This is a genomic window from Pseudomonas protegens, assembly GCF_003363755.1.
GTDB classification, from domain to species: Bacteria; Pseudomonadota; Gammaproteobacteria; order Pseudomonadales; family Pseudomonadaceae; genus Aquipseudomonas; species Aquipseudomonas danubii.
Genome location: NZ_CP031396.1, coordinates 651,802 through 665,412, shown reverse-complemented (window position 1 = coordinate 665,412; position 13,611 = coordinate 651,802). Strand labels below are relative to the sequence as shown.

General features: G+C 57.4%; 17 protein-coding genes. 10 read left to right on the top strand and 7 right to left on the bottom strand.

Annotated features, from left to right (window positions below):
- Positions 1-59: 59 nt before the first annotated feature.
- Complete coding sequence (locus tag DWF74_RS30335) at positions 60-302, bottom strand: hypothetical protein (RefSeq protein WP_162884059.1); 243 nt, start codon at positions 300-302, stop codon at positions 60-62.
- A gap of 224 nt (positions 303-526) precedes the next feature.
- On the opposite strand from DWF74_RS30335, the gene DWF74_RS02755 reads away from it, so the two are divergent.
- Positions 527-934: an acyl-CoA thioesterase gene (locus tag DWF74_RS02755; protein ID WP_102882589.1), complete on the top strand. Its 408-nt coding sequence runs from the start codon at positions 527-529 to the stop codon at positions 932-934.
- Between the two features lie 439 nt (positions 935-1,373).
- On the top strand, positions 1,374-1,757 hold the full coding sequence (locus DWF74_RS02750) for a c-type cytochrome (protein WP_102882590.1): 384 nt from the start codon (positions 1,374-1,376) through the stop codon (positions 1,755-1,757).
- A gap of 280 nt (positions 1,758-2,037) precedes the next feature.
- Here DWF74_RS02750 and DWF74_RS02745 read toward each other — a convergent pair whose 3' ends face one another.
- Positions 2,038-2,568: a GNAT family N-acetyltransferase gene (locus DWF74_RS02745; RefSeq protein ID WP_115580254.1), complete on the bottom strand. Its 531-nt coding sequence runs from the start codon at positions 2,566-2,568 to the stop codon at positions 2,038-2,040.
- A gap of 347 nt (positions 2,569-2,915) precedes the next feature.
- Between DWF74_RS02745 and DWF74_RS30600 the strand changes: the two genes are divergently transcribed.
- A complete protein-coding gene (locus DWF74_RS30600) occupies positions 2,916-3,053 on the top strand; it encodes a PA0050 family protein (protein ID WP_240322014.1) in 138 nt (45 codons plus the stop codon).
- Between the two features lie 493 nt (positions 3,054-3,546).
- Positions 3,547-4,278 (top strand): ABC transporter substrate-binding protein, encoded by a 732-nt coding sequence (locus DWF74_RS02740; protein WP_102863238.1) that lies wholly within the window; start codon positions 3,547-3,549, stop codon positions 4,276-4,278.
- Positions 4,279-4,289: 11 nt separating this feature from the next.
- Here the strand turns inward: DWF74_RS02740 and mddA are convergent, their stop codons facing one another.
- The gene (gene mddA / locus DWF74_RS02735; protein ID WP_115580253.1) at positions 4,290-5,183 is read right to left on the bottom strand and encodes a methanethiol S-methyltransferase; all 894 of its coding nucleotides are present in this window, start codon (positions 5,181-5,183) and stop codon (positions 4,290-4,292) included.
- 112 nt (positions 5,184-5,295) lie between these two features.
- On the bottom strand, positions 5,296-6,231 hold the full coding sequence (locus DWF74_RS02730; protein WP_115580252.1) for a hypothetical protein: 936 nt from the start codon (positions 6,229-6,231) through the stop codon (positions 5,296-5,298).
- A gap of 343 nt (positions 6,232-6,574) precedes the next feature.
- Between DWF74_RS02730 and DWF74_RS02725 the strand changes: the two genes are divergently transcribed.
- The 5 genes from DWF74_RS02725 to DWF74_RS02710 all read left to right on the top strand — a co-directional run bounded on the left by DWF74_RS02725 (position 6,575) and on the right by DWF74_RS02710 (position 9,017).
- Positions 6,575-6,769 (top strand): hypothetical protein, encoded by a 195-nt coding sequence (locus DWF74_RS02725; protein WP_205413474.1) that lies wholly within the window; start codon positions 6,575-6,577, stop codon positions 6,767-6,769.
- A gap of 29 nt (positions 6,770-6,798) precedes the next feature.
- The gene (locus tag DWF74_RS02720; RefSeq protein ID WP_115580251.1) at positions 6,799-7,575 is read left to right on the top strand and encodes an APH(3') family aminoglycoside O-phosphotransferase; all 777 of its coding nucleotides are present in this window, start codon (positions 6,799-6,801) and stop codon (positions 7,573-7,575) included.
- A gap of 198 nt (positions 7,576-7,773) precedes the next feature.
- Positions 7,774-8,166 (top strand): MliC family protein, encoded by a 393-nt coding sequence (locus DWF74_RS02715; RefSeq protein ID WP_115580250.1) that lies wholly within the window; start codon positions 7,774-7,776, stop codon positions 8,164-8,166.
- 227 nt (positions 8,167-8,393) lie between these two features.
- A complete protein-coding gene (locus DWF74_RS30330; RefSeq protein WP_162884058.1) occupies positions 8,394-8,552 on the top strand; it encodes a hypothetical protein in 159 nt (52 codons plus the stop codon).
- 144 nt (positions 8,553-8,696) lie between these two features.
- On the top strand, positions 8,697-9,017 hold the full coding sequence (locus DWF74_RS02710; protein WP_102863244.1) for a YbjQ family protein: 321 nt from the start codon (positions 8,697-8,699) through the stop codon (positions 9,015-9,017).
- Positions 9,018-9,051: 34 nt separating this feature from the next.
- Here the strand turns inward: DWF74_RS02710 and DWF74_RS02705 are convergent, their stop codons facing one another.
- Positions 9,052-9,444: a VOC family protein gene (locus DWF74_RS02705; RefSeq protein ID WP_102863245.1), complete on the bottom strand. Its 393-nt coding sequence runs from the start codon at positions 9,442-9,444 to the stop codon at positions 9,052-9,054.
- An 88-nt stretch (positions 9,445-9,532) separates the two neighbouring features.
- Positions 9,533-11,173, bottom strand: coding sequence for an ABC-F family ATP-binding cassette domain-containing protein (locus DWF74_RS02700; protein ID WP_102863574.1), 1,641 nt, complete (start codon positions 11,171-11,173; stop codon positions 9,533-9,535).
- A 404-nt stretch (positions 11,174-11,577) separates the two neighbouring features.
- Between DWF74_RS02700 and DWF74_RS02695 the strand changes: the two genes are divergently transcribed.
- On the top strand, positions 11,578-12,333 hold the full coding sequence (locus DWF74_RS02695; protein WP_115582408.1) for a carbonic anhydrase: 756 nt from the start codon (positions 11,578-11,580) through the stop codon (positions 12,331-12,333).
- Between the two features lie 195 nt (positions 12,334-12,528).
- Here the strand turns inward: DWF74_RS02695 and modC are convergent, their stop codons facing one another.
- Positions 12,529-13,611 (bottom strand): molybdenum ABC transporter ATP-binding protein, encoded by a 1,083-nt coding sequence (modC, locus tag DWF74_RS02690; RefSeq protein ID WP_115580249.1) that lies wholly within the window; start codon positions 13,609-13,611, stop codon positions 12,529-12,531.

Genomic DNA, 13,611 nt, shown 5'->3' with positions numbered 1-13,611 from the left:
TTTTCAACTCCTGCGGCCTCTCTGGTCATATCAAACGCGCCTGCGTAACATCGCCGCCGTCATGGCGTGCCAGCTTCTGCCACGGTCAGCCGCATCGAGTGGAGCTGGTGGGATTTCTTCCTTGCCATTATTCGATCAAGAACAATCTTCAGCTCGTCAGTGATTTCAACATGGCGTTTAGCCTTGGTCTTTCCTTGCTGAACAGTCTGACGGCCACGCACGACACCTTCAAAGTGGAGCATTCCCTTGAGCTGACGCTTGCTAAAGCCACGTAGCGCCGCGCCAGCGCGGCATACGCTCATTGTTACCCCAGACACGTCCATCGGCGGCGACCCAGCCGGTCACGGCCTAGATGCTCGCGGCTTCTGGGGATTGCTGCATCACGACTTTTTTCAGAAATGACTTCGTCCTTGGCCGCTATACCGTCTATGCAGTGGAGAAGGGAGGGAGGTATCGTGTCCTTGGGCAAACAGCAGCTGCGAGTTGGTTGTTATAACTTCGTCACTCAATATTAAGGATTGATCTTGTGCCGAACTCAGTGATTATCAAGAGGAAGGTATTGTTCGGCGACTGTGATCCGGAGGGGATTGTCTATACACCTAGGTTTTCGTACTTTGTGGTTGAGGCCGTTCATGATGCACTTACAGTTTGGCTGTCCGGACCCGGATTAAGAACGCTGCTAGGTTTTAATTTACTGCCTCCAGCAAGGGCCTTCTCGCTGGAGTTTCTTCATCCGGTCACTTGGGATGATGAGCTTTCAATTAAGGTAAGTGTTTCCAGTGTTGGGCTTCACTCGTTCACATTTTTAGTCGAGGGCAGTTTGACGCCAGATGTTATGGCATTTACTTCTAGCCTTACACACGTTTGCGTCTCACCGATTACCAGAGAAGTTATTGAAGTTCCTTTGCAACTGCGGGCGTTACTCCAGCCATGAGCGTTATAGTTGATTGGACGAGGCAGAGTGGGCGTGGCGCGTGCGGGCTTAACCTTTTTCCAGCTCACCCAGTTTCCTGGCGTGCGGTGCGTCACCACTGAATTGCGTGCTGCTGATGACGTCGGCCAGTTCTAGAGGGGATTGTTCATTAGCCTTTCTGGACGATCGTTGCACGCAAGAGCGTCTCGAAGGAGAATGGCGAGCTTCTAATCACCGTCATTAGGATTGTTCTGTTAAATCAACGAGCTGATATCAGGCTAGTGGTCGGGCATGTCAAACGAAATACCCTTTGGTCTGAAGTTTACTTCTCGGGGGGGGAAGCATCTTGCTAATGAATGATCTCGGTCTAGATGTTCTCGAGAGAGTTGAATGTTGTAGAGGTATGACCGGGGTTTTCCTTCGATTCAGATCTGGTTTTTCCAATAAGGCCACATAAAAAATGAAAGAAAAAGTATTACTCATCGTTTCGCTAGGGGTTATGTCGTTGATTCAAGCATCCCTATCTTTCGCGGATAATGCCAATGGAAAAAATCTCTATTTACAGCGATGCGCTATGTGTCACGGAGCCGATATCAAGGGGACGGGGCCGTTGGCAAATAAAAGCAATCCGCCCACGCCTGATCTAACGACATCCGCATTTAAAAAGCGCCTAAATGATTATCCAGGCGTTATTGTTTCATCAGTCATACTGCGACCCAATGGCGACTTGATTCCAAGAACTTTACGGGAGAATGGTGTAAAGCTATCGCCATTCTCTTGGCGGGTTAACGATTTTCGCGATTTAAATCAATATATGAGTGGTGTAATTTTAAAAAGCCGATGATTTTTAGAGGAGGCGCGGGTACAGAGCTTTAAGGGGGCGTGGCATCCTTCATTGCCAGTGACTGATCATGTACAAGTGCATGAGATACTCGGGTGTGCAAGGCTCACAGATCTATGGTGAGCGCTCTGCTGGAGTCAAGGGCTCACGAGCAACCGAGATTGGTTTGCGAGAAATCCAGGTTCGCGGTGAGCTTGAAATAGACAGGAAGTGTATTGGTGGTACATAGCTGAATGCTCCTGTCTGTGAAATGCAAAGCCCGGCCAAATGCCGGGCTTTTGTATTAATCAAGGCGACTCGGCTTCTCTATTTTGTAGAGCAGGTACTCTTGAGTGCGATCAGTGAGTTGTCTGATGGCGCGATGGGAGAGGTGCCCGCCGATTTTTTCCATGGCGCGTTGAGAGCGAACGTTCTGGCTGTCAACGTGAAACCAAACAGTGTCCACCCATTGAAATGCATGGGTCAGCATTAAATGTTTCAACTCTCTATTGGTTCCGCCTCCCCAACGATCACGAGCCAGGAAGGTGTACCCGATCGTCACTTCTCGCTTCTTCTCATCGAACTCGTAATAACGAGAGGAGCCGATCACTTGGTTATGGCTGCGATCGATAACGATAAGCGCGCCTTTTGAAGCAAGTGCCTCGTTAAACCAATGGTGAAATACGGACTCCTGATAGCGCGTTGGGCTTGGATGTTGAGCCCAGATCAGAGGGTCGGATGCCACACGGTACAGCGCTTCGAAGTCATCATTTTCCAGTGGGCGCAGTTCAAGCGTTTCACCAATAGTTGAGGGGGCGAGTGGCAGTAGTTGCATCATTCTTTCCTTTGGGCTCAGGAGTGGGCTTGTCTGTTCACTGTCACGTAGGTGGCGCTATCGATTGGACTACCTTCGAAAGGTCTTAGCCTATCCGATAGGAGTGATGACTGCGGGGCCGCTTCGTCTCTGGCGCGACAATGCACCACACTGGCGCAACCGACGTGACTGGTCTTTTCTGTTTCGGGTCCTTTGGCGTGCTCGCTGACCGTTCTGGTGGCAGGCGCGTGAGGGACGGGTGTTTGGGGCCCGGTTCTTGAACCTACGGTTTGCGAGTGCCCCTAAGTGTTTGCTCGTGCCCTCGATAGTGGGCATGGATTGCTCGTCTACTGACCAGGAGGTTACAAATGAAGAAAGTCATGTTGGCTGTGCTGCTGCTCTGTGGTTTTTCCCTGACTGCCCAGGCTGCGTGCCCGGTATTTGGCCCATCCAAGGACCCGTGCAGCGGTCCGGTGTTTGGTCCTTCTACTTGCGAATGCCCTTAGTGCAGGTCATCTGGCAGGTCCGGTTGAATCCGGACCTGCTTTCTGAAGTTGGCACTGTCCGCTCTCAAGCAGGCTATTAAGCGTGCCCCCTTGGAACCCGCCCTGAGCGGGTTCTTTATTGCCTTGAGAAAAGATCGGCAGGGGAGCCAACCGAGTACGCTAGACGGTATGTGCTGTTTACCGCACTCAAACGGCGTGGTTCTGATTAAATGAGGCTGGTTTTTACAGGAGCTTCTTTGTTATGGAAAATCTGTTCAGGCAACCATTGTTCGTAGTTGGCATGACCCTGCTCGCTGTGGGAATGGGCACCTCTAACCCCGGTTTTTGGATACCCGGGAGCGTTTTTATGATGATCGGTTGGTCGCAACGGCGAAAGGGTTGAGGCGGCTGTTCTCATAGTGCAAAGACAGTGATGCGCGAGTCCGAGTCCATCAGTTAGCTGTTGCCGGTCACCGGTCCTGCTTTTTTCTGAACCTCATTCACGGAGCAAAACATGAGTGCTATCAACCAAGCGGTCCTGGACGATCTGGCACCGCAAGGCGTGCTGCGGGCCGCGATTAATTTTGGCAACCCAGTCCTGGCGCAAAAAGGTAGTGATGGTTCGCCGCAAGGTGTGTCGGTCGCCTTGGCAGGCGCTCTGGCTGAAGAGCTCGGCGTAAGTTTGCAGATGGCCACTTTCGATGCTGCCGGCAAGGTCTTTGCGGCGTTGGAGGAGGGCATCTGGGATGTCGCTTTTCTGGCTATCGAGCCAGTGCGTGAGGAGCAGATCGCCTTCAGCGAGCCTTACGTCATCATTGAGGGCACCTATCTGGTGGCGGCGGATTCACCTTTCCAGGCGGTCGAGGATCTTGACCAGCCAGGCCTGCGGTTGGCAGTGGGCAAAGGTGCGGCCTACGACCTGTTTCTGTCTCGTACGTTGAAACATGCTCAGCTTGAACGGGCGGAAACCTCGGCGGGTGCGGTCGAGCTTTATCTTCAACAGCATCTGGATGCGGCGGCCGGCGTGCGCCAACCCCTGGAGCAGATGGCGGCCAACACTCCGGGTTATCGTGTACTGGAGGGTGCGTTTACGGCTATTCGTCAGGCCATGGCAGTGCCGCGGCAGCGGGAAGCAGGCGCGACCTATGTCAGGGACTTCATCAAGCGCAAGAAGGCCGAAGGATTCGTCAAGGCCGCACTGGCCCGGAGCGGGCAGACCGATGTGACTGTCGCGCCTCTTCAATAGCGGCGTATTGGTCATATCAGGTCCATGTCAACGGCAGGTGCGTTTCTCTTGAAGGACCTGTGGGGGAGGGGAGTGACTGTTGGAGACGTCCTCCCAATCAGGATTTCAAGAGCGTTCAACCTTCTTCGCAACTCAGGTTTTTTGCGTGAAGGCAGCAGCATGCCAACCTGCTGTTTATAAGCCAGGTATTGCTTGCCAAAGACTCTGGCCATGTCTTTCTCTTCGAGATGGGTTCCCACGAATATGTAAGCGGTGCAGGTCAGTGCGAACACGAGGTGTCCGACAGTCATCTCAGGTGTTGCCCAGAAGGTTATGAGAAAGCCCAGGTACATGGGGTGGCGAACAACCTTGTAGAGAAAGGGCGTGATGAAGTTGAGGGGCTCCGGCTGGGTTTTGTAGATGCCACGGTAAGCCTGTTTCAAACCAAATAACTCAAGATGGCTGATCAGAAAGGTTGCCATTAGCGCAAGCCCCCATCCCGCCCAGTACAAGCCGTTCAGCAACCCTCTGAAACCCTCGGCCTGAACGGTCCAGACCACGCCCGGGATGGGTTGCCACAGGATGAACAAGAGGATCAGCATCAGGCTGCTGCATAGAACATAAGTCGCTCGCTCTATGGGGGCGGGAATGATCCTGGTTATTTTTTTCTTGAAGCCTTCGCGGGCCATGACGCTGTGCTGGACCGCGAACAGGGTGATAAGGGCGATATCTATAACTGTTGCAACCAGCCCATGGCGATATACCCCTGAGTCAATGTTTTTTGGTACCAACAACGAACCGAGAAAACCAATCAAGTAGAGAAAGGTCAGGAGAAAAATCACGTAGCTGCAGAGGCTGTAGAGCAGATAAAGCAGGTTTTTGGCAGTGTTTCCGGTTGTTTTTTTCAGTTTGTAGTCCGCGTTCATGAACGATTCCTTTCGGTCATGGCGGAGACTGCAAACTTGCGCCCAGAGTGGAAACTCAATTAATCGATGCTTAAACCTAGCACTGATTGTCGCTTGCTGTTCCTTGGCTGTTTCAGCGTTGTCCCGGATCCGGCTGCACTAGATGCCGCCAGGGAAATACTTGCCGGGCAAAATGCTTTACGTAGCCGCCGCCAGCGGCCTGGATCACCATGAACTGCAATGCAGGGCGCAGTTGTTGCAGGCTCTCGAGCTGTTCCAGGCTCAGGCAGGTGTTGCGCAGGCGCAGCGCCCTCAAAGGGTCGCAGGCAGTACTGGCGAATAGTTGTTCATAGTCGGCGAAGGAGGTGACGGACTGTTCTTCGCGCTGATCCGCCCAGTTGTTCTGCAGCGCGCTGGATTCGGTGAAGTCCAGGTTGCTCAGCCGCGGCAGATTGTCCGAGCTGGCCAGGTTGGCAATGAAGTGCTGGGTGTCCCAATGGCCGCCAATACGCAGGTGGGTAAGGTGCGGCAGATGGACCTGGAAGAAGCTCGAGTCGGGGGCATTGGGCAGGGTCAATTCGCTCAGATGCGGCGCCTTGGCGACAAAGCGGGCGATCTCTCCTGCTTCCTCCATCAGCATGCCGGCTTTCTGGATCAGCGAGGCATTGTGATCCTGGGGCTCGCTGGGGCGAACCGACAGCGACCTGAGAATGGGAAAGTTCACGTCGCTGTCCAACAAGGGCGTGAACTCCCATTCGCGGGTGCCGTTTGACCCTTGGTCCGGGCCAGAAAAGGCCAGGGAACTGAGGGTGTCGGCCACTGCCTGGTCGGCGAGGCATTCCAGGGTCCAGGCAAAGGGCTCTTCCCACAGGTCGCCATGAAACTCCAGATGCAGGCCACCACGCATTGGGGCCAGGGCCAGGTAGTTGTAGTCACTGACCCACAGCGGCCCCGTCAGGTCTTCGGGGTGGTCGTCGCGCTCGGCTGCCTGGTCCCGGGTGAAGCCATGGATGCGTTGCTGCAGGTCCAGCAGGCGCTGGTAACCCGGCGAGGACAAAGGGGTAGGCATGGCTGGAATCCGCTGTTGGGTGGGGCCGGGCTGAGCCGCTGGCGAGGGGCGTCGATGATAAGTCCTGTCGCCTACCTGAGTCTTGGTCCGGCACAGTGCCCTACACATTTTTCAACAAATTGACCATGTCCCCGGGGGGGCAGGGAGCACTAGGATCGCCCTTTCATGCACGGGGCCTGTGGACCTTTAGGAGTGTTACCCCATGCCACAAGGGCTATTGCCTCATTCAACCACTGGATTGCTGGCCAGCTCGCTTCAGGGCCGGGGCGTTGCCCGGCAGTTGCACCGCGAGCTTGAAGACTGGGCGGCCGGGTAGGGCGCGCGCTGGCTGCGGTTGAGCGTGGTGTTCGAGAACGTCCGGGCCGAGGGTTTCTGGAGAGCCTGTGGCTATGTCGAGGCCCGTACCCGTGACGGGATAGAGCTGGGCCAGTTACGGCACAGGGTGCGCATCATGATCAAGCCGCTGTCCTCGGACTCCCTTGAAGACTACTTGACCCTGATGCCCCGCGATCGGGTCGAGCCCCCGGTATCGGTCTGATAAAAATGGTTGGAAACAGTGTGACCCCCATGACATTGAAACTGCCTGAGGCCATCGCGTGCTTCATTGGTGATGCGCAGCTAGTCCCGGACACCGTGGGTGAGTCGCCTTGCCGTGTGTATAGCTTCCTTCGCGGCAACGAGCGCTTCTTCCTCAAGTTCTCGGCGGCTCTCTATGCCCCCACCACCTACGGCGTCTTGCGGGAGGCTCGTGTACTTGATTGGCTGGACGGGCGCCTCAAGGTTCCCGAACTGGTGCTGGTGGAGTCGGGGGGTGAAGGCGAGTTTATGATTACCCGCTCTGTGCCGGGTGTTCCATTGTCCTCTTGCATAGCCGCCGGCCAACCGGCACTGCCGCTGTTTCGCGAGGCGCTGCATCAAATGCAGTCAGTGGCGGTGGACGAGTGTCCATTCGATGCCGGAGTCTCGATGCGCCTCGCCGAGCTGGATTACCTGATGGCCCAGGGACTGTGCGCTGCGGAATATGACCTGGCCCAATGGCCTGGGTTGGCCGGCCCCGAGGCCCTGCGGACGCATCTGCAGCGTACCCGGCCCATTGAAGACCTGGTTTTTTCCCATGGTGATCTGGGGGACAGCAACATCTTCATCGATGGTCGCGATGAGCTGTATTTCATCGATCTGGGGCGGGGCGGGTTGGCCGACCGCTGGCTGGACATCGCCTTTATCCAACGCGATCTCCGCGAAGTGCTTTGCGAGGCGGACGCGGCTGAGTTTCTCCAAGGCTTGGGACTCCCGGACAATCCTTCAAGGCGGATCTTCTTTGAACAGTTGGACGAGCTGTTCTAGCTGATGGGATCAGGCACCTGTAACGGCGACGTGCAGGGTGGGGCGATGCATCAATATCTGGTTTCGCAAGCTTCAGCCCTGCACACGAGCCCTCTGCTCTGGAGCGGTCGGCAGGACCGGGCGAAGGCCTCTCGGGCATGAACTAAAATCGCTATCACCAGTCCCATGGGGCATCTTTGACCATTCGGGGGAAATACCGTGAAAACTCGTCTCGCAACGCTCTGCGCCGCAGCTCTGGCTTCGGCCCTGCCGATTTTGACCGAGGCTGCCCAGGCGCAGGCGCCCGCCCCTGAGCCGGCCTATCAGAGCCAGGTGGCGCGCTATCAGTGCGAGGGTAATGTCCGCATCGATGCGGCCTACCTGAATATCGACAATGGCACCTCATTTGCCACGCTCTACTACAAGGAGCAATTGATTCCCATGCACATTGCTCGCTCGGCTTCCGGCGCGCTGTATGTGGCAGACGATGAACAGAACAGCTTTCGCTGGCACACCAAGGGCAAGCTGGGCGTGTTGTCGTTCCTGGAGGCAGATCACACCGCCAAGGAGCAGCAACTGCTCAAGGACTGCCAGGAGATTGATCCGCAGTAACAGCTCCCCCGCAGAGGGGCTTGAGGCAAAAAAAAAACCGCGCGAGCGCGCGGGCGAACTGTAGTTGCTTGAATGAGCGAAGCAACTATACACAGACGGAGTTAGCGTCTGGGTGAAAGAAGTTTCATCTTGCTCAGGGTGTGTTTTGTCGGCAAAAACGAGCCATTGCCGGATCTGTTCTAACCTGAAATGGCGAGTTAAAAATCCCTTCAGGAAGAGAGGTGGGCATGGCAACACAACAGCAACGCCCTTATGAGCAGGAGCGCAGTGACGAGGCGGCGCAGTACCAGGTCGAGCACAAGGAGCCGCCACCGCAAACCTGGAAACACCCGGACGATGGCAAGAGCCTGTCGGAACTGGACGAAGAACGTCCCTTGAAGCCCTGATCCCAAGCCCCGCTCCAGAGCGGGGCTGTTGTGTGTGGCGACGCCATTGTTGCCCATGACCGACCCTCACCGTCGCTCTGATACCATCGCCAGCCTTAATGTCCCGGGAGCTCGGGACGGAATGTCTGTTCAAGGGAGAAATACATGATTGTCACCACCACCGCCCATATCGAAGGTCGGGAAATTGCCGCGTATCTGGACATCGTCAGTGCTGAATCCGTCCAGGGTATCAACGTGGTCCGCGATCTCTTTGCCGGCATGCGCGACTTCTTTGGTGGTCGCTCTCAGACCTTGGAGCGCGCCTTGAAGGAAGCGCGGATCCAGGCCACCAGCGAAATCAAGGAGCGGGCCCGTCAGTTCAATGCCGACGCAGTGGTCGGCGTGGATTTCGAGATCAGCATGCCTTCTGGGCGTGGCGGCATGGTGGTGGTGTTTGCCACCGGGACCGCCGTCAAGCTCAAGTAACGTTCTGCCCGACTTCCTCCCGTACTCCCTGGACTCAAGCACCCACTGGGGTGCAGAGCTCCACCAGGGTGCCATCCGGACAACGCACGTAGGACACCGTCTGCCCCCAGGGTTTGCTGCTGGGGGCCGCCAGTTCCTGGGCGCCCTGTTCCAGGGCTCGGGCATGGGCTGCATGGACGTCGTCGGTCACCAGTCCCAGTTCCATGCCCAGAGGGTGCGGCGAGGAATGGGCGGCGACGTGGCCAGCCTTGAAGTTCAGTTCTGCCAGGTCGTGATCGGCGAAGGCCAGGGTGGTGCTACCGGTTTCCAGTTCGCCGTAGGTGCCGGACTCATGGAGAAACCGCCGCTTGAAGCCGAAGGCCTGCTCAAAGAAGGCCAGGGAATCTTCGACCTTGGGCACATAGATGATGGTGTAGCCGAACTGCATGGCGTGACGCTCCTTGTCTATGGATAAGAGGACGCGAATCTAGCATGGGCACGCGCCTGTCCGCGGTTTTTTGCGATAAGGCACTGTGTTATTGGCGACGCTCCAGTAACTCCCAGCCCCGTGGGGACCATTGCAGCTCATGGGTCGGTGCCAGGGCCTGGAGGAAGTCCTGATCGTGGGACGCCACTACCAGTGCCCCGGGGTAGTCCCGCAGGGCTTGTTCAAAGGCCTGTACCGATTCCAGGTCCAGGTGATTGGTTGGCTCGTCGAGCAGCAGCAAGCGCGCCGGGCTGCCCCCCCACAATGCCAGCGCCAACGCCGCTTTCAGCCGCTCTCCGCCGCTCAACAGGGCGCAGGGTTGCTGCACCCGCCGAGCATCCAGTTGCAGGCGTGCCAGGCAGGTGCGCAAGGCACTTTCCTCCAGTGGTGTAGCGGCATTGGCCAGTTGCTCCAGCAATGAGGTGCCGGGGGCCAGTTGCAGCAGGTGCTGGTCCAGGTAGGCGCTGTTCACCGTCACCCGGCAGTCGCCGCTCAGGGGTTGCAATTGACCGGCGAGCATCTTCAGCAATGTGGATTTACCGCAACCGTTGGGGCCGATCAGGGCAATGCGTGCCGGGCCGCTGATGTTGCAGGTGAGATAGGACGCCGGCGACCGGCGGTCCAGCCAGGGCAATTGCGCCTGCTGCAGGTTGAGCACTGGCTGGCCTGCCTGCAGGGTGGTATCGGGCAGGGTCAGCAGGGTCGGTTGTTGCGCGGTAACCCGGGCATAGGCACTGCGTACTTGCTCATCAAGGGCGCTCTTGTGCCCCTGATGGCTGTGACGCACCTGACCCATGATGTCCCGGGCGGCGCCCAGTATCTTGGCTCGCTCGAAGCTGGAGATGTTGGCGGTCTTGGCGTATTTACGCGATGTAGCGGCGTGGCGCTGGATGGTGTCGTGCTCGCGTTGCAGACGCTTGTGTTCACGGCTGCGCTGGGTGCGGGCATGTTCCAGTGCCGCCTGGGCGGCATCGTCATGGGCCTGACGCTGAGCCTGGTACAGCGCGTAGTTGCCGCCGTAGACCTGGGCTCCCTGGGGACTGAGCTCAACGATGCGTTGTACCTGCATCAGCAACTGGCGGTCATGGCTGACCAGGATCAAGCCGCCGCGCCAGTGGCGCAGTTGCGCCATCAGCCAGCAGCGTCCGGCACGGTCCAGGTGGTTGCTGGGCTCGTCGAGCAACAGCAGGTCGGCGTCGCTGAGCAGAGCACCGACCAGCACCACTCGGGCCAGTTGCCCGCCGCTCAGGCTCGCCGCCGGATGATCCGGTTCCAGATGTTGCAAGCCGGCCTCATCCAGAGCCTGACGCAGGCGCTCGGCCAGGTCCCAGCGGTCATCCACCCGCAGCAGGTCTTCCGGGTCGGCGTTACCGGCTGCCAGGCGCTGCAGGGCCCTCAGGGCATCAGCGACGCCTGCGACCTGGGCCACCGTCTGCTGCGGAGCAGGCAGCGGGTCCTGGGGGACATAGGCGAGGCTGGCGGCGCAATTGAGGCTGCCGGAAGAGGGCTGCAGTTCTCCGGCGATCAGGCGCAGCAACAGGGATTTACCCATGCCATTACGCCCGACTATGGCCGTGGGCAGGCGATCGAAGCTGAGGGTCAGGGCATCGAGCAAGGTTTCGCCATTGGCGAATTGATAAGTCAGCTGGTTCAGTGAAACCAGCGCAGGCAGCCGGGTGACGTGAGTCATCAGCACCTCCGGAAAATGTGTTAGCAGGCCAATGAGCACTTGCAGGGCTCATTGCGAAGACATTTTGGGAAGGCTTAGTTGTTCACGTCGGCAATCGTCCAGGGACGGGAAAGAAGGTGCGTAGCCTAACCGCGGAATTATCTGACTGACAAGCCCGCTGATTCGCCGACGGGAACTTTGATATGGATTGCGCCGTTTGCTCCAGGTCCCGCAGAAGGCTCCTCAGCCCTGGAGCGAGACTGGAAATTATCAATGTGAAAGTTTTTTTATTCTTTGTTGTTATTGTGTTAATTGCAGTTTTTTGATCTTTGGATTGTTTGGGTTTTGTTGGGTTGACTCAGTTTGAGGTGCGAACTTTAATCCAGGTGGTGGATCTCCGGAATTTATTGTTCGAGGTGGCTGATATGCAAAACAACGTTACTAATAATTGTGAAGAATGCTCATCCAGTAGTAGACGTACGGTGTTGAAAACAGCGCTGGGTTTGACTGCTGTCAGTATTGTCGCAGGGGTGGGGTTGGGTATATCAAGTTTTTCCTATGCCGCGTCCTTGAGCAAGGAACAGCGCGATAACATGACGCCGGATCAAGTCATTGCCGGTATGAAGGAAGGCAATCTGCGCTTTCGCAACGGAAAAATGGATCAACACGACTATCTGGCACAGAAAAGAGCCAGTGCGAGCGGGCAGTTTCCGGCGGCGGTGATCCTCAGTTGCATTGATTCACGAGCGCCGGCGGAGATCATTCTGGATGCCGGGATTGGCGATACCTTCAATGCCCGTATCGCCGGGAATGTCGCCAACAGTGACCTGATCGGCAGTCTGGAGTTCGCCTGTGCGGCCGCCGGGGCCAAAGTCATTCTGGTGATGGGGCATACTGCATGTGGCGCCATCAAAGGTGCTATCGACAATGTCGAATTGGGTAGCCTGACCGGGCTGCTGAACAAGATCAAACCGGCCATCGGTGCAACTAAGTACGCTGGAGAACGCAGCAGTAGGAACGATGAGTTTGTGGATGCAGTGGCCAAGACCAACGTGCAGAACACCATCAATGAAATTCGCCAGGAAAGTTCCATGCTGAGCCAGTTGGAAAAAGAAGGAAAAATAAAAATAGTCGGTGCCATGTATCACTTGAACGGCGGAGTGGTTGAATTTACTGCCTGAACTATTTCCCTCTGAAATAGTGTTGTCATTTGTCGTAGTTGCTCGATGGATCGAGACTCCAGGGCAACTACGATGAAGTAATCGAACCCGTTCTAGTGTGGAGACCTCTTTTTTATATCCAGGCGCGTTTCAACGTGAAGTTCAGGCGATCGGTACCGGTTCGGCGCGCATGCCAGAGGGCTGGCTTGCCCGGTGTCATGCCAGTACCGCCACCGCCTTGATCTGCGCCCAGAGTTGTTGACCGGGGTGCAGGTCGAGCTGATCCCGGGAGTAGCGGGTGATGCGGGCCAGCAGCGGGGTGCCGGCCGCGTCCAGGCGTACCAGGACGTGGGCGGCGTTATCTGCGGGAATCTCGTCGCTGACGGTCACCGGCAGGCGATTGAGAATGCTGCTGTGTTCGCTGGCCTGCAGGCTCAGGCTGACGTCCCGGGCCTGGACCTTGAAACGCAGGGACTTGCCCAGCGCCAGGGGCTGGTGGGCCACGCGCACCCGTAATTGACTGTCGGGCAGTTGCAGGGTCAGCAGTTGGTAGGTCGCGTCATAGTCGCTGACCCGGCCTTCCACCACGACCCCGGCGTCATCCCCCAGAGCCAGGGGCAGATCCAGTCGTGCCAGGGTTTGCCCGATGGGACCGCTGGCCAGTGCGCGGCCGTCACTGAGCAGCACGATATGGTCGGCCAGCCGCGCCACTTCATTCTGGGAGTGGCTGACGTACAGCACCGGGATATCCAGCTCGTCGTGCAGCCGCTCCAGATAGGGCAGGATTTCACCTTTGCGTTTCGAGTCCAGGGCCGCCAGGGGTTCGTCCATCAGCAGCAGCCGTGGGCTGGTGAGCAGGGCTCGAGCGATGCCGATGCGCTGGCGTTCGCCGCCCGAGAGGTTCTGCGGGTGGCGCTGGAGCAGATGGCCGATGCCCAGCAACTCGGTGGCCTGGCCCATGTCCACCCGGCGCTGCTGCCGGGGAATGCGGCGCAGGCCGAACTCCAGGTTGGCCTGGACCGACAGGTGGGGAAACAGGCTGGCCTCCTGGAATACATAACCCAAGGAGCGCTTGTGGGGCGGGATGAACAGCTGGCGCTGGCTGTCCTGCCAGATTTCATCGTTGATCTGGATCCGCCCACGTCCGGCCTTTTCCAGGCCGGCAATGCAGCGCAGGCAAGTGGTCTTGCCCGAGCCTGAATGGCCATAGAGCGCGGTGACGCCGCGCCCCGGCAGTTGCAGGTCGAGGTCCAGGGCAAAGTCGTGGTAGTCCAGGTTCAGCTTGACGTGAATGCTCAT

Coding starts and splice junctions, on each gene's coding strand:
- DWF74_RS02745 (WP_115580254.1), bottom strand. CDS start 2,568: ATGCAACTACTGCCACTCGCCCCCTCAACTATTGGTGAAACGCTTGAA.
- DWF74_RS02750 (WP_102882590.1), top strand. CDS start 1,374: ATGAAAGAAAAAGTATTACTCATCGTTTCGCTAGGGGTTATGTCGTTG.
- DWF74_RS30330 (WP_162884058.1), top strand. CDS start 8,394: ATGGCAACACAACAGCAACGCCCTTATGAGCAGGAGCGCAGTGACGAG.
- DWF74_RS02695 (WP_115582408.1), top strand. CDS start 11,578: ATGCAAAACAACGTTACTAATAATTGTGAAGAATGCTCATCCAGTAGT.
- modC (WP_115580249.1), bottom strand. CDS start 13,611: ATGAGCATTCACGTCAAGCTGAACCTGGACTACCACGACTTTGCCCTG.
- DWF74_RS02740 (WP_102863238.1), top strand. CDS start 3,547: ATGAGTGCTATCAACCAAGCGGTCCTGGACGATCTGGCACCGCAAGGC.
- DWF74_RS02730 (WP_115580252.1), bottom strand. CDS start 6,231: ATGCCTACCCCTTTGTCCTCGCCGGGTTACCAGCGCCTGCTGGACCTG.
- DWF74_RS30335 (WP_162884059.1), bottom strand. CDS start 302: ATGAGCGTATGCCGCGCTGGCGCGGCGCTACGTGGCTTTAGCAAGCGT.
- mddA (WP_115580253.1), bottom strand. CDS start 5,183: ATGAACGCGGACTACAAACTGAAAAAAACAACCGGAAACACTGCCAAA.
- DWF74_RS02700 (WP_102863574.1), bottom strand. CDS start 11,173: ATGACTCACGTCACCCGGCTGCCTGCGCTGGTTTCACTGAACCAGCTG.
- DWF74_RS30600 (WP_240322014.1), top strand. CDS start 2,916: ATGAAGAAAGTCATGTTGGCTGTGCTGCTGCTCTGTGGTTTTTCCCTG.
- DWF74_RS02720 (WP_115580251.1), top strand. CDS start 6,799: ATGACATTGAAACTGCCTGAGGCCATCGCGTGCTTCATTGGTGATGCG.
- DWF74_RS02705 (WP_102863245.1), bottom strand. CDS start 9,444: ATGCAGTTCGGCTACACCATCATCTATGTGCCCAAGGTCGAAGATTCC.
- DWF74_RS02710 (WP_102863244.1), top strand. CDS start 8,697: ATGATTGTCACCACCACCGCCCATATCGAAGGTCGGGAAATTGCCGCG.